This is a genomic window from Candidatus Accumulibacter sp. ACC005 (genome assembly GCF_907163215.1).
GTDB classification, from domain to species: domain Bacteria; phylum Pseudomonadota; class Gammaproteobacteria; order Burkholderiales; family Rhodocyclaceae; genus Accumulibacter; species Accumulibacter regalis.
In genome coordinates, this window is record NZ_CAJQUB010000006.1 from 1 (window position 1) to 13725 (window position 13725).

General features: G+C 62.3%; 14 protein-coding genes and 3 pseudogenes. 3 read left to right on the plus strand and 14 right to left on the minus strand.

Annotated elements, in window-relative coordinates; genetic code table 11:
- Window positions 1-334: elongation factor P maturation arginine rhamnosyltransferase EarP (gene earP / locus QZ613_RS07205; RefSeq protein WP_291981895.1), on the plus strand; the 334-nt coding region annotated here is incomplete at its 5' end.
- A gap of 36 nt (window positions 335-370) precedes the next feature.
- Window positions 371-928, plus strand: coding sequence for an elongation factor P (gene efp, locus QZ613_RS07210; RefSeq protein WP_043568628.1), 558 nt, complete (start codon window positions 371-373; stop codon window positions 926-928).
- A 67-nt stretch (window positions 929-995) separates the two neighbouring features.
- On the opposite strand, the pseudogene nagZ reads toward efp, so the two are convergent.
- The 13 genes and pseudogenes from nagZ to rpoE all read right to left on the minus strand — a co-directional run bounded on the left by nagZ (window position 996) and on the right by rpoE (window position 11508).
- A pseudogene (nagZ, locus tag QZ613_RS07215) lies at window positions 996-2033 on the minus strand (beta-N-acetylhexosaminidase).
- Window positions 2030-2415 (minus strand): annotated as a pseudogene (gene acpS / locus QZ613_RS07220) (holo-ACP synthase). The pseudogenes nagZ and acpS overlap by 4 nt, the downstream one beginning before the upstream one ends.
- Window positions 2412-3171 (minus strand): annotated as a pseudogene (locus tag QZ613_RS07225) (pyridoxine 5'-phosphate synthase). The pseudogenes acpS and QZ613_RS07225 overlap by 4 nt, the downstream one beginning before the upstream one ends.
- On the minus strand, window positions 3168-3884 hold the full coding sequence (gene recO, locus QZ613_RS07230) for a DNA repair protein RecO (RefSeq protein WP_043568618.1): 717 nt from the start codon (window positions 3882-3884) through the stop codon (window positions 3168-3170). Before recO ends, QZ613_RS07225 begins: the two are co-directional and overlap by 4 nt.
- 66 nt (window positions 3885-3950) lie before the next feature.
- Window positions 3951-4835: a GTPase Era gene (gene era, locus QZ613_RS07235; RefSeq protein ID WP_043568616.1), complete on the minus strand. Its 885-nt coding sequence runs from the start codon at window positions 4833-4835 to the stop codon at window positions 3951-3953.
- Complete coding sequence (gene rnc, locus QZ613_RS07240) at window positions 4832-5503, minus strand: ribonuclease III (protein WP_043568611.1); 672 nt, start codon at window positions 5501-5503, stop codon at window positions 4832-4834. The genes era and rnc overlap by 4 nt, the downstream gene beginning before the upstream one ends.
- On the minus strand, window positions 5500-5871 hold the full coding sequence (locus QZ613_RS07245) for a DUF4845 domain-containing protein (RefSeq protein ID WP_043568607.1): 372 nt from the start codon (window positions 5869-5871) through the stop codon (window positions 5500-5502). Before QZ613_RS07245 ends, rnc begins: the two co-directional genes overlap by 4 nt.
- An 11-nt stretch (window positions 5872-5882) precedes the next feature.
- A complete protein-coding gene (lepB, locus tag QZ613_RS07250; protein WP_043568603.1) occupies window positions 5883-6671 on the minus strand; it encodes a signal peptidase I in 789 nt (262 codons plus the stop codon).
- A 14-nt stretch (window positions 6672-6685) separates the two neighbouring features.
- The gene (gene lepA, locus QZ613_RS07255) at window positions 6686-8476 is read right to left on the minus strand and encodes a translation elongation factor 4 (protein WP_043568600.1); all 1791 of its coding nucleotides are present in this window, start codon (window positions 8474-8476) and stop codon (window positions 6686-6688) included.
- Window positions 8477-8568: 92 nt separating this feature from the next.
- Entirely contained in the window at window positions 8569-8820 is a 252-nt protein-coding gene (locus QZ613_RS07260; protein WP_291866513.1) for a glutaredoxin family protein, read from the minus strand.
- Entirely contained in the window at window positions 8817-10277 is a 1461-nt protein-coding gene (locus QZ613_RS07265; protein ID WP_291866517.1) for a DegQ family serine endoprotease, read from the minus strand. Before QZ613_RS07265 ends, QZ613_RS07260 begins: the two co-directional genes overlap by 4 nt.
- 79 nt (window positions 10278-10356) lie before the next feature.
- Window positions 10357-10773, minus strand: a complete 417-nt coding sequence (locus QZ613_RS07270) for a SoxR reducing system RseC family protein (RefSeq protein ID WP_291903433.1) — start codon at window positions 10771-10773, stop codon at window positions 10357-10359.
- A 135-nt stretch (window positions 10774-10908) separates the two neighbouring features.
- Window positions 10909-11508 carry an RNA polymerase sigma factor RpoE gene (rpoE, locus tag QZ613_RS07275; RefSeq protein ID WP_291866523.1) on the minus strand — a complete coding sequence of 200 codons (600 nt, stop codon included), beginning with the start codon at window positions 11506-11508 and terminating at the stop codon, window positions 10909-10911.
- 194 nt (window positions 11509-11702) lie between these two features.
- Here rpoE and nadB point away from each other — a divergent pair, with 194 nt between their 5' ends.
- Complete coding sequence (gene nadB / locus QZ613_RS07280) at window positions 11703-13286, plus strand: L-aspartate oxidase (RefSeq protein WP_291866526.1); 1584 nt, start codon at window positions 11703-11705, stop codon at window positions 13284-13286.
- Here nadB and QZ613_RS07285 read toward each other — a convergent pair.
- A complete protein-coding gene (locus tag QZ613_RS07285; RefSeq protein ID WP_291922507.1) occupies window positions 13258-13695 on the minus strand; it encodes a protein YgfX in 438 nt (145 codons plus the stop codon). The two genes, nadB and QZ613_RS07285, sit on opposite strands and share 29 nt — an antisense overlap.
- Between the last annotated feature and the right edge of the window lie 30 nt (window positions 13696-13725).

Genomic DNA, 13725 nt, shown 5'->3' on the forward strand with positions numbered 1-13725 from the left:
CAACTTCGTCCGCGGCGAGGATTCCTTCGTGCGGGCGCAATGGGCAGCGCGGTCAATGGTCTGGCACATCTACCCGCAGCACGAGAGCGCCCATCTTGCCAAGCTCGACGCTTTCCTGGACCTCTACTGCACCGACCTGCCCGCAGTGAGCGCGACCGCCGTGCGCGAATTCTGGCAGGCGTGGAACGTGGGGCACGTCGACGGCGCGCACTGGCAGAACTTCGCGTTGTGTCTGCCGACGCTGCGCGAGCACGCGCGACGGTGGCAAAAGGCACTCGCCAGAGAGGATGATTTGAGCACTCGCCTGCTGCGCTTTGCCCGTTCCAGGCTATAATTTTGGGTTTTCCCCAACCGTTTTCTGGAATGCGCTATGAAAACAGCACAAGAGCTTCGCGCCGGCAATGTCTTCATGGTCGGCAATGACCCGATGGTGGTTCTGAAGACCGAGTACGTCAAATCCGGTCGCAACGCATCGGTGGTCAAGATGAAGATGAAGAATCTGCTCACCGACTCCCCCAGCGAAACCGTCTATCGCGCCGACGACAAGTTCGACGTCATCCAGCTCGAGCGCAAGGAAGTCAGCTACTCGTACTTCGCCGATCCGCTCTACGTTTTCATGGACGCCGAGTACAACCAGTATGAAATCGAAGCCGACTGCATGAGCGACGCGCTCAACTATCTCGAAGATGGTATGGCCTGCGAGGCAGTCTTCTACAACAACAAGGCGATCTCGGTCGACCTGCCGAGCAGCGTCGTTCGCGAAGTCGTGTATACCGAGCCGGCAGTGAAAGGTGACACCTCGGGGAAGGTCATGAAACCGGCCCGTCTGGCCACCGGTTTCGAGCTGCCGGTCCCCGCTTTCGTCGAGATCGGCGACAAGATCGATATCGACACCCGCTCCAACGAATACCGCTCGCGCGTTCGCTAGCCATCCGCCACGCGGCGACCGCTTGCCATCGGCGAGAGGCCCCCGCCTCGGCTGCCCGTTCTCTTCCTCAGGCCGACAGTTCTCGCGCGGCCTTGATCCCGGCCTGATAAACGTCTTCCTGCTGCAGGCTGGTCCAATCGACGGCCCGGGTCAGCGGGGACAGGCGCTCGACCCGTGCGGCGCGCTGCGGGTCGGCGACCGGTCGCCAGCGGGCCAGCAGGTCGCCGACCGATTCCGGCGTATTGCACACCAGCAACATGTCGCAACCGGCGTCCCAGGCGGCCGTGCAACGCGCGACGATGTCGCCAGCGACGCTGGCCCCGGCCATCGACAGATCATCGCTGAAGATCACCCCGTCGAAACCCAGTTCCTCGCGTAGCAGACGTATCCAGACCGGCGAGAAGCCCGCCGGGCGGGAATCGACCTGCGGGTAGATCACGTGCGCCGGCATCACCGCATCGAGCGGCAAGCGCCGGTACGGTTCGAGGTCGGGCGCCAGCTCGTCCAGCCGACGCGTGTCACGGGCAGGTCGACGTGCGAATCGGCCTCGACCCAGCCGTGCCCGGAAAGTTGCTTGCCACAGGCGGCCATGCCGGCACTGCGCAATCCGGCGATGAACGCCGCCGCCAGCTCGACAACAACCGCCGGGTCGCCATGCAGGGAACGATCACCGATGACGCTGCTTCTCCCCCAGTCGAGATCGAGTACCGGCGTAAACGACAGATCGACGCCGCGCGCACGCAGTTCGCCAGCGAGAACATAAGCCCAGCTCGCCGGCTGCCGTCAGCGCAGCCCGCGGGTCGCGCTCCCACAACTCGCCGAGACGGCGCATCGCCGGCAGGGGCGTGAAGCCGTGCCGGCAGCGCTGCACCCGGCCCCCTTCGTGGTCGATGGCGATCGGCAGTGCCGGTTCGCGCAGGGCGTGGACTTCGCTGGTCAGCTGTTCGAGCTGCTCTGGCGATTGGTAGTTGCGGGAAAAAAGAATCAGACCGCCGACCAGTGGATGACAGAGACGCTGGCGTTCGAGCTCTGACAGGCCAAGCCCGGCAATGTCGATCATCAACGGGCCGAGCGGCCGTTGGATGGGTGAGTTCGTCTCATTCATGGTGTACCCGCCTGCTCCATGATCACAAAGGCAACAGCATAGTCGTTCTCGTCGCTTATCGAGAGGTGGGCGACCAGCCCACGCTGGGCGAGAAGCGTGGCCAGCGGTGCTGCGTACTCGAACAGGGGGCGGCCCAGTGAATCATGAACGACCGCGATGTTCGGCAGCGTCACCGGCGACCTCAGACCGATCCCGAGCGCCTTGGCGAATGCTTCCTTGGCGGCGAAGCGCTTGGCGAGGAAGCGCGCCGGCTGGTGGCACGCGCGAATTCCGTGCATTCCCGCGCCGACAAGAGCTTGGCCAGCGCGCGCTGGCCGTGTCGCTCGTAGAGCCCACCCAGGCGCGCCACGGCGACGATGTCGGTGCCGATACCCGCGATCATGTGGCCGTTGCCTGCGCCTGCGCCTCGCGCAGCAGGCGTTTCATCTCCCGGACCGCCTCGCGCAATCCGACGAAAATCGCCCGGCTGATGATCGCGTGGCCGATGTGCAGCTCGCGGATGCCGACCAACTGCGCCACCGGCTGGACGTTAAAGTAGTTGAGCGCGTGCCCGGCATTGAAACGCATGCCGAGCTCGCGCGCCACCGCCCCGGCGACGCTGATCTTTTCGATCTCGGCCAGGACCGCAGGGCTTCGGGGTCTCGCCCCTGGGTATAGAAAGCGTGTGCATAAGGGCCGGTGTGGATCTCGCAGACGCGCGCACCGATGCGTGCGGCGGCTTCCACCTGCGCCGGGTCGGCGTCGATAAAGACGCTGCTGATGATGCCGGCGTCCGCCAAACGGGCCACCGTCCGGCGCAGCGCGGCTCTTGCGAGAGGACGTCGAGCCCGCCTTCGGTCGTCACTTCGTGCCGACCTTCCGGCACCAGCATCGCCATCTGCGGCTTGACGCGACAGGCGATGGCGATCATTTCCTCGGTCGCCGCCAGTTCAAGGTTGAGCTTGATCTGCGCCAGCTCACGTAGCTTCTCGACGTCGGCGTCCTGGATGTGTCGCCTATCCTCGCGCAGGTGGATGGTGATCCCATCGGCCCCACCGAGGTGCGCTTCGACCGCCGCCCAGACCGGATCGGGCTCGTAGGTACAGCGCGCCTGCCGGATCGTCGCCACGTGGTCGATATTGACGCCAAGTTCGATCATAGTTCCTGTAGCTCCCTGAAGATCCGGCGGCTTGCCAGGGGCCTGCCTCCGGTATAGTGGCCAATCAGCGTGCGCATCAGCTGCTTGGCTTCGGCCAGCGAGCGAGGATCGGAAAAATCCTCCCGCGCCAGGTCGAGCAGCGTCCTGCCGCTCACCGCGAGCAGCGAGTCGCCCGGCCCGGCAAGGCGTACCGGGCCGCGCTCTATCTCGTAGCCGTAGTGCGCGTTGCCCTCTACCATGACACCGTCGGCGTCGGTGTCGAGCATCAGCCCGTAGCCGAGTTCCTGCAGGAGCGCCCGTTCGAAGCAGCGCAGGTCCGCTTCCTGCGCGCCAGCGGCAAAACGGCGCAAAGTCTCCGCATAGACCGAGAAAAGGCGAGCATGCGCATCCTCTCGCGGCAGCAGGTGCATCAATAGTTCGTTGAGGTAGTAGCCGCAAAACAGCGCTTTTCCCGCCAACAGGGGCTGTCCGCCCCGCCACTCGGCTTTCATCAGCGTCAGCACCTCGCCCCGACCCGCCCAGCCGACTTCAAGCGGCTGGAAAGCCAACAACACGCCACGCAAGGCCGAGCGCGGCCGGCGCGCGCCACGCGCGAGCAGCGCCACACGCCCGAAGTCGCGCGAAAAGACATCGACGATGAGGCTCGTTTCGCTGTAAGGGTAGGCATGCAGCACAAACGCCGGCTGTCCATCGACCTTGTGCCGCGGATTCACGTCCCGGCCTGCTCGCCGGCCAGCATCGAGCTCTTCGGCGCGTCTTGCCGCGAGGCACGATGCTTCCTATTCGTAGCCCAGGCTCTTGAGCAATTGCGCATCGTCGGCCCAACCCGAGTTGACCTTGACAAAAACTTCCAGAAAGACTGGCCCGCCAAACATCCGCTCCATGTCCTGTCTCGCCTCGGAGGCAATTCGCTTGACCACTTCGCCACCCTTGCCGATGACAATTGACTTGTGTCCGGCACGGTCGACGACAATCGCCGCGCTGATGCGGCGCAGCTCACCGTCGACGACGAAGCGCTCGACCTCGACGGTGGCGCCGTACGGAAGTTCGTCGCCAATCAGGCGAAAGAGCTTTTCACGAATATACTCGGCAGCCAGGAATTTCTCGCTGCGGTCGGTAATCTCGTCCTCAGCGAAGAGCAGCTCGTCGTTCGGCAAGTGCTTGCGCACTTCGCCAAGCAGCGCATCGAGCTGCGCGCGGCGCGTCGCGCTGACCGGAACGATGGCCGTAAACTCAGCCTCGCCAGCCAGTTGCGTGAGATAAGGCAAGAGCTCGGCCTTGTTCTTGATCTGGTCGATCTTGTTCACCACGATGATCACCGGACAGCCTTCGGGCAGCAGTTTGCGTACCGCGCGATCACGGTCGTCTAAGCGGCAGGCTTCGACGACAAACAGGATGACGTCCACTTCGGCAAGCGCCTGCCTGACGCCACGGTTCATCGCCTGGTTGAGCGCGTTGACGTGCCGGGTCTGGAAACCTGGTGTATCGACGAAGACATACTGCGCATCTGCCGCGGTGAGGATGCCCATAATGCGATGGCGAGTGGTCTGCGCGCGGCGCGAGACGATGCTCACCTTTTCGCCGATCAAAGCGTTGAGCAGCGTCGACTTGCCGACGTTTGGGCGACCGACGATGGCGATCCGTCCGGAGCGGATTTCACTCATCCGCCGGTCACCGCGTCGAGCGCTCGTTCAGCAGCCACCTGTTCTGCCGCACGGCGCGTGCTGCCGCTGCCTTCGCTGCAGACACGCAGGGCGTCGATGGTGCACGTAACCGTGAAGTGCTGCGCGTGCGCTTCGCCCGCAGTATTGGTCAGCGCGTACTGTGGCAAAGCCAGGCGTCGGCCCTGCAGGTACTCCTGCAAGCGCGTCTTGGCATCCTTGATCCCTTCTCCTGGCGCCAGTTGCGCGAGCATGTCCTGGTACAGGCGAAGGATCACTTCGCTGGCCGCGGCGAAACCGGCGTCCAGCCACACGGCGCCAAACAGCGCCTCGAGGGCATCGGCCAGGATCGACGGGCGTCGATGCCCGCCGCTCTTCTGCTCACCCTCTCCAAGCAGCAGGTAGTCGCCCAATGAGAGCGCCAGCGCTTGCTGGTGCAAGCTGTCCTGCCGTACGAGATTGGCCCGCAGCCGCGACAGATCGCCTTCGGGAAGCGTCGGGAATTGTTCGAACAAGCGCCGTGCGATAACCGCATTGAGAACGGCATCACCGAGAAATTCGAAGCGCTCGTTATGCGGAGAAGAGTAGCTGCGATGCGTCAGGGCCGTCTGCAGGAGTTCGCCATCCCGGAAGCTGTAACCGAACGCCTTTTCGAATCCGCGCTCGGTCATTGTCCGGAGTCGCGTGCCGACGACGAGCCGGAGAAATCGATCAGAAGGCTGACATTGCCTACGAGCGGGATACGCCTCTCGTAGGCAAAGCCAACGACCACCTGGTTGTCCTCCTTGAAGACATCCAGATCAGCCGGGCCGAAGGTCTTGATATGCTCGACTTCAGCATAGCGGCCATACGCCTGCCGAATCTCGGGGACGGTCTTACCCGACGACTCAGCGGCTACTACCTTGACCGCGTGCCTAATCTTGAAATACTCGATCACGTCGGGAAGTACTCGGATGACGAGGATGGCGACCAGGCCAATAACGATGCCCCACAGCAGGAGAGCGGAAAGTGCCAAACCACGCTGACGCTTGATAGTCATAGTGTGAGTCCTCAACCGAACGAGCCAATCCGTTTGAAATCACTGAAATTCAACCAGATAAAGAAAGCCTTGCCGACAATATTCTCTTCGGGCACGAAGCCCCAGAAGCGGCTGTCACGACTGTTGTCGCGATTGTCGCCCATCACGAAATACTCGCCCGGCGGCACGGTACAGATCACGCCGACGCTATTGTAGGTGCAATTCCCGCGGTTCGGGAACTGCGCGGGATGGGGAATGAACGCCGGCGCATCCCGATCATTGAGCACTCGATGTCCCTCGTCGCCCAGTTTCTCGATGAATTGCTCCGAGTAGTACAGCCGTTCCGGATGCAGATAATCCTCAACCTCCTCCAGCGGTACGGGCAAACCATTGATCGTCAGCTTCTTGTTCTGGTAGGCGACTTTGTCTCCGGGGATACCGATCACGCGCTTGATGTAGTCGAGCGAGGGATCCTCCGGATAACGAAAGACCATCACGTCACCCCGCTGCGGACTGTTAATGTCGATGATCTTCAGGTTGGCAACCGGCAGACGAATTCCGTACGTATATTTGTTGACGAGAATGAAATCACCGACCAGCAGCGTCGGAATCATCGAGCCGGACGGGATCTTGAATGGCTCGACGATGAACGAGCGCAGCACGAAGACGACCAGAATGACCGGAAAGAAACTTGCCCCATACTCGACCCACCACGGCTCGCTGGCGTCGACCGCCCGGCGCTTGCGAAAAAAGAAGGCATCCGCCGCCCAGACAGCACCGCTGACCAGCAACAGGATCAACAGGATCAATGCAAAATTCACTGGTTCACTCCCCTCTACTTGCCGACACGCAACACAGCAAGGAAAGCCTCCTGTGGAATCTCGACTGACCCGACCTGTTTCATGCGCTTCTTGCCTGCCTTCTGCTTCTCGAGCAGTTTCCTCTTGCGCGAGATATCGCCGCCATAACACTTGGCGGTGACATCCTTGCGCATCGCCTTGACGTTCTCACGGGCAATGATGTTGGCGCCGATGGTGGCCTGAATGGCGACATCGTACATCTGCCGCGGGATCAGCTCACGCATCTTGGCCGCCAGTTCACGCCCGCGATAGATGGCGTTGCTGCGATGCAGAATCACCGACAGGGCGTCGACTTTTTCACCGTTGATCAGAATGTCGAGCTTGACCACGTCGGCCGCACGATACTCTTTGAACTCGTAGTCGAGCGAAGCGTAGCCACGCGAAACCGACTTCAGGCGGTCGAAGAAATCCATCACCACTTCGGCCATCGGCATCTCGTAAACCAGTTGCACCTGACGACCGTGATAGGTCATGTCGACCTGGTTGCCGCGTTTCTGGTTGCACAGCGTAATGACATTGCCCAGGTAGTCCTGCGGCACGAAGACGGTAATGGTGATGATCGGTTCGCGGACTTCCTCGGTCTTCGACAGATCCGGCAGCTTGGCCGGGTTCTCCACCTGAACGACGCCGCCGTCACGCAGCAGTACTTCATAGACGACCGTTGGTGCCGTGGTGATCAGGTCCTGGTCGAACTCGCGCTCAAGACGTTCCTGGACGATCTCCATGTGCAGCAGGCCGAGAAAGCCACAACGAAAACCAAAGCCGAGCGCCTGCGAGACCTCGGGTTCGTAATGCAGCGAGGCATCGTTGAGCGTCAGCTTCTCGAGGGCGTCGCGTAGCGAGTCGTACTGATTGGACTCGACCGGATAGAGGCCGGCGAAGACCTGCGACTTGATTTCCTTGAATCCCGGAAAGGCCTTGGCCGTCGGCCGATCAAACAGGGTCACCGTATCGCCGACCTTGGCGGCCTGCAGTTCCTTGATCCCGGAGATGATGTAGCCGACCTCGCCGGCGCGCAGCGCGTCACGGGGCACCGCTTTCGGGGTGAACACGCCGACCTGATCGCAGAGGTGCGTCGACCCGGTGGCCATCAGGCGTATCCTCTCCTTCGGTCGCAGCGTACCGTCGAAGACGCGCACCAGCATCACCACGCCGACGTAGTTGTCGAACCAAGCGTCGATCAGCAGTGCCTTGAGCGGCGCCTCCGGGTCACCCTTGGGTGCGGGAATGCGCGCAATGATCGCTTCCAGGACGTCTTCGACGCCCTGGCCCGTTTTTGCCGAGGTCAATACCGCTTCGCTGGCGTCGATGCCGATCACATCCTCGATTTCCTGACGCGCCTTGTCCGGCGTCGCTGAAGGCAGATCGATCTTGTTCAGAACCGGCATGACATCGACGCCAAGCTCGATCGCCGTGTAGCAGTTGGCGACGGTCTGGGCTTCGACGCCTTGTGAGGCATCGACGACCAGCAAGGCTCCCTCACAGGCGGAGAGCGAGCGTGACACTTCGTAGGAGAAGTCAACGTGCCCCGGGGTGTCAATGAGGTTCAGGTTGTAGATCTCACCACTGCGCGCCTGGTACTGCAGCGCTGCGGTCTGGGCCTTGATGGTGATCCCGCGCTCGCGTTCGATGGCCATCGAGTCCAGCACCTGCGCCTCCATCTCGCGATCGGAAAGTCCGCCGCAAAGGTGGATGATGCGATCGGCGAGCGTCGACTTGCCATGATCGATGTGGGCGATGATGGAGAAATTGCGGATGTGTTGCATGGACCTCGTGTCGGCGCCGTCTCGGCCGCGCCGCCCCTGAAAAAAAGGGTGCCGGTGGGCACCCTTGGTCGAACTGCCTGAAGGCGCGGATTCTAGCCGATTTCGCTCAAATAATCACGGACTTTGCTGACCTCGAGGAAGTAGTGGCAAAGCTCGCGGCCATCGTGCAGAAGGACCGGCACCAATTCGTCGTAGCGCTTTTCCAGCGCCACGTCGGCGTCGACATCGAGCACCTCGACGGCAAAATCCAACTCCTCCGCAAGGACTGCCAGGGCCGCTTCCATGTCCTGACAAAGATGGCAGTAGCGCCGCGATATCAGCGTCAGGCGGGTCGTCGGCTTCACTCGGCGCGCCTGTCGCTGAGGCCCTTGATGGTGACGAAAGTCTGCATCTCACCGCGCCGCACCAGCAGGGTGACGTTGGCCGATTTGTCAAGCGCTGCCAACAGCTTGTTGAACTGCTCGACGCCGGTCAACTCGGTACTCGTGCCGCGCGAGATGATGGCCAGGATGACGTCGCCGGGCCGTAACTCGGCGCGCGCCGAATTTCCGCGGACATCGTCGATCAACAGGCCGTGGTTGAGCTTGAGCTCGCGCTTCTGCTCCGCGGTCAGTTCGGAGACCAGCAGGCCGAGCCGATTGGCAGCGCGCTCGGCCGGCTTGCCACTTCTGGTCGCGCGACCGGCAAGCTTTTCCTCAGGAATCTCACCGACCACCACGGTCACCTCACGGCTGGCCCCCTTGCGCCACAGCTGAATCTTGACCTTGCTACCCGGCGCGGTCGCGGCGACGATGCGTGGCAGATCGCTGGAGCTATTGACGGTTTTGCCGTCGAATTTCAGGATCACGTCGCCCGCGGCGACACCTGCCTTGTCCGCCGGCCCGCCGCTCTCGACGGCGTTGACCGCGGCGCCCATCGCCTGATTCAAACCGAAGGACTCGGCCAGCTCCTTGCTCACTTCCTGGATGACAACCCCGATGCGGCCGCGGCTGACCTTGCCGGCCGTGCGCAGCTGGGCCTGCACATCCATCGCCACGTCGATCGGAATGGCAAACGAAATGCCCATGAAGCCCCCGGAACGGCTGTAGATCTGGGAGTTGATGCCGACCACCTCGCCCTGGAGATTGAACAGCGGTCCGCCGGAATTGCCCGGATTGACCGCCACATCGGTCTGGATGAAGGGCACGTAGTTCTCCTGTGGCAGCGAGCGCCCCTTGGCACTGACGATTCCGGCAGTCACGCTATTGTCAAAGCCGAACGGCGAACCAATGGCCACGACCCACTCGCCGACCTTGAGCACATTCGGGTCACCAAGACGGACCGTCGGCAGCGATGTCGCCTCAATCTTTATCAGCGCCACGTCGCTACGCTTGTCGGCACCAATGACTCTGGCCTTCAGCTCGCGTTTGTCGGTCAAGCGAACGAGGATCTCGTCTGCGGCATCGACAACGTGCGCATTGGTCAGGATGTAACCATCGGCGCTGACAATGAACCCGGAGCCAAGAGAACGACTCTGGAACTCGCGCGGCTCACCCGGAACGCCCGGCATACCCGGGAAACCGGGCACTCCCGGCTGGCGGGGAATGAAGCGCCGAAAGAACTCGAACATGGGGTCGTCTTCATCAAACGGGAACGGCTGCGCGCCGCGCCCGTTGCTACGTGCCGTCTGGGTGGTACTGATATTCACCACCGCCGGCCCCTGTTTCTCGACCAACTCGGTGAAGTCGGGCAAGCCGCGACTCTGGGCTTGCCCAAACAGCGAAAAAACGCTCAACAAGAAAGCCGCAAACAACTGTTTCATGGCACCAAATACCTCCTGAGTGTCATTGCCGATCAAACCGGCAGCAATACAACGGATCTGGGGACGGCGGAAAGGAAGATCAAGATGTGATCGATGGCTGGCAGCGCGGGTCGGCAGCATCACGCCGTTGCGCACGGCGCAAGCCCAGCCAGCCGACCAGCAAACCGGCAAGCGCACCACCGATGGCACCCAGCTCGCCTGCCCAGGCCGAACCGGCCAGCGCCCCGATCAACAGCGCCAGCAAGGGGAAGACATAGGCAGCAAGGGCACTGCGGCGAAGCGAGCCGGCGCCGATACGCACGCGAACGTGCTCACCCACCGCGCGCCGTTCAGGGTTGGGTACCCGGAAAGTGCGCGGCGTGGCGCAAAACAGCTTGGCAAGATGGTTGCCACCGCAACCGCCGACTTCGCGGCAGCGACCGCAGCCGCTCTCGTCCATGCGTACCAAGGCGTGCTCGCCCTCTACCGCAGACACCGTCCCCCACGCAGCGGCCATTGTCCAATCACCTCCCGCTCACGATGATGCCCGGCACACGTCCACGCTGCCGCCGGGCATCGGGCAAAACGCAATGCACGCAAGATCCGTCGCCAGGCACCCGCGAAAGCCCCGTAAAATGTCTGTTGCGCATGACTACCACCTGCGGTCGGCAGCGGTATCGAGCAGCGGTCGCAACTTCTCGGCTACCGCCTCGCGAGCACGGAAGATACGTGAGCGCACGGTGCCGATCGGACAGCTCATCGCCACCGCAATTTCCTCATAACTCAAGCCGTCGATCTCGCGCAGGACGATCGCACTGCGCAATTCGTCGGGGAGACCGTCCATTGCAGCATTGATCGTCGCGCCGATCTGCTTCGACTGCAAGAGGCTTTCCGGCGTGTTGATGTCGCGCAACTGGCTGGCATCCTCGAAATTTTCGGCGTCCTGGACATCAAATTCGGTCGATGTCGGTGCGCGCCGCCCTTGGGCGACCAGATAGTTCTTCGCCGTATTGATGCCAATTCGATAAAGCCAGGTGTAGAACGCACTATCACCGCGAAACGACGGCAAAGCGCGATAAGCTTTGATGAACGCCTCCTGCGCAACATCGTCGACCTCAGCCGCGTCACGTACGAAACGCGACAACAAGCGTGCGAGCTTGCGCTGGTATTTCGCGACCAAAAGCTCGAAAGCGTGCTTATCGCCGGCCTGTGCGCGTTCGACCAGCAACTGGTCAATCTCGCGTTCACTCATGCTCTCTGCTTATCCTGTCGAAGACAATATCGTTATTTGCGCAAAAGTATAGCGCAAGCGTTCAATTGTCATCGTAACAGTGCGTGAGCAGCGACAGCCGCCCGCGCCTGCCTGGAAATGGCCGGGATGCGCGGAGTTATTGCACCACCACGCACATGCTATAGTTGCACCCCCTTACTGGCAGGATCTCCAGCGTGGCGCTTTGCTCCGACGTTCTCATCATTGGCAGTGGCCTGGCTGGGCAGGCGGCTGCCCTACGGCTGGCACCGTCGCGCAAGGTCACGCTGATCAGCAAGCGCGCACTGGAAGACAGCGCTTCGAGTTGGGCACAGGGCGGAATCGCAGCCGTGCTCGACAATCGCGACTCGATCGAAGCGCACATCCGCGACACGATTACCGCCGGCGCGCTGCTCAACGACCCCCGGGCGACGCGCTTCGTGATCGAGAACGGGCGCCGGTCGGTCGACTGGCTGATCGAACAGGGAGTCCCTTTCACCCGCGACCAGGATGGCTACCACCTGGCCCAGGAGGGCGGCCACAGTGCCCGCCGGGTGATCCACGTCGCCGACGCCACCGGCCTGGCCGTTCAGACCACCCTGACGCACAAGGTTCGTCAACATCCCAATATCACGATTCTCGAACAGCACATCGCCGTCGATCTGATTACCGGTGAAAAACTGGGGCTCAGCGAACGGCGCTGCTACGGCGCCTATGTGCTGGATACCGCCAACGGCGACGTACTGACACTGGCCGCCCGACACACCCTGATCGCCACCGGCGGTGCCGGCAAGGTCTACCTTTATACGACCAATCCAGACACTTCCACCGGCGACGGTATCGCCATGGCCTGGCGTGCCGGCTGCCGCGTCGCAAACATGGAGTTCATCCAGTTTCATCCGACCTGCCTTTACCATCCGCAGGCCAAGTCCTTCCTGATTTCGGAAGCCGTTCGTGGTGAAGGCGGACGGCTGCTGCTCCCTGACGGCAGGCGCTTCATGCCCAGACACGATGCACGCGCCGAACTCGCACCACGTGACGTGGTCGCGCGAGCGATTGATTTCGAAATGAAGAAGCGCGGCCTGGACTGTGTCTATCTCGACATTTCGCACAAGCCAGCCGCCTTCCTCGCCGAGCATTTCCCGAACATCATGGCCCGCTGCCAGGAACTGGGTATAGACATTACCCGCCAGCCAATTCCGGTGGTTCCGGCAGCGCACTATACTTGCGGCGGAGTGCTTACCGACCTGCGCGCACGCACCGATGTCGCCGGCCTGTATGTCGCCGGAGAAGCCTCCTGCACCGGCCTGCACGGCGCCAATCGCCTGGCCAGCAACTCGCTACTCGAATGCCTGGTGTTCGCGGAAGCGGCGGCCAATGACATTCTTGAACAAGCCGAAGCCCCGCTGCCGGAGCTGCCGCCCTGGGACGATAGCCGGGTCAGCGATCCCGATGAAGAAATCGTCATCGCCCACAACTGGTACGAGCTGCGGCGCTTCATGTGGGACTACGTCGGGATCGTGCGGACGACCAAACGCCTGCAGCGCGCCCAGAACCGAATCCGCCTGCTGATCCGGGAAATCGACGATTTCTACTCGCTTTTCCGGGTCAGTCACGATTTGATCGAGTTGCGCAACCTGGTGGTGACCGCTGACCTGATCATTCGCTGCGCCCTGCGGCGGCACGAAAGCCGAGGATTGCACTCCAGCCGCAATTATCCCGCCACGCTGGAGCGCGCGCGCAACACGGTGCTCAGACGCCGCCTTCGGACTGACCGCTAGCGTCCGCCCGCCAACGTAGCCACAGACGCAGCAGACGAAACTGCGCGGCCGGCATGCTGTCCGGCAACAGCACCAGCGTATCAAGCCGATCCGTATCGCTGTCGCGAACGCGCAAGACAACCAACTGGCTGAAGACAACGGTGTCGGGCTGCACGCGTACGGAGTTCTGCTCACCGTTGGCGAATCCACAGGCCAATGCACCGCTTTCCGCCAGACTCAGGCCGATGACTCTCGACGGCCGCCATACCTGCTGCCACAGCGACCAGGCGAGCGGCGCCAACAGCAGCAAACGGACGCTCGGCGGCCACGGCAAGAGCAACACAGAAGCCGCAGCCAGGGCATGCAGCACAAGATTCAGGACAAACAGGAGCCGCGAACGGCGCAAAGCGATGAGCACCGGAAAATGCATGCCATGCGCACGCCGCCCGTCAGGACGCCA

Bases quoted from the DNA above. Each gene is read 5' to 3' on its own strand.
- QZ613_RS07245 (WP_043568607.1), bottom strand. From the start codon at position 5,871: ATGACTATCAAGCGTCAGCGTGGTTTGGCACTTTCCGCTCTCCTGCTG.
- QZ613_RS07270 (WP_291903433.1), bottom strand. From the start codon at position 10,773: ATGGCCGCTGCGTGGGGGACGGTGTCTGCGGTAGAGGGCGAGCACGCC.
- rpoE (WP_291866523.1), bottom strand. From the start codon at position 11,508: ATGAGTGAACGCGAGATTGACCAGTTGCTGGTCGAACGCGCACAGGCC.
- QZ613_RS07285 (WP_291922507.1), bottom strand. From the start codon at position 13,695: ATGCATTTTCCGGTGCTCATCGCTTTGCGCCGTTCGCGGCTCCTGTTT.
- lepA (WP_043568600.1), bottom strand. From the start codon at position 8,476: ATGCAACACATCCGCAATTTCTCCATCATCGCCCACATCGATCATGGC.
- QZ613_RS07265 (WP_291866517.1), bottom strand. From the start codon at position 10,277: ATGAAACAGTTGTTTGCGGCTTTCTTGTTGAGCGTTTTTTCGCTGTTT.
- efp (WP_043568628.1), top strand. From the start codon at position 371: ATGAAAACAGCACAAGAGCTTCGCGCCGGCAATGTCTTCATGGTCGGC.
- era (WP_043568616.1), bottom strand. From the start codon at position 4,835: ATGAGTGAAATCCGCTCCGGACGGATCGCCATCGTCGGTCGCCCAAAC.
- rnc (WP_043568611.1), bottom strand. From the start codon at position 5,503: ATGACCGAGCGCGGATTCGAAAAGGCGTTCGGTTACAGCTTCCGGGAT.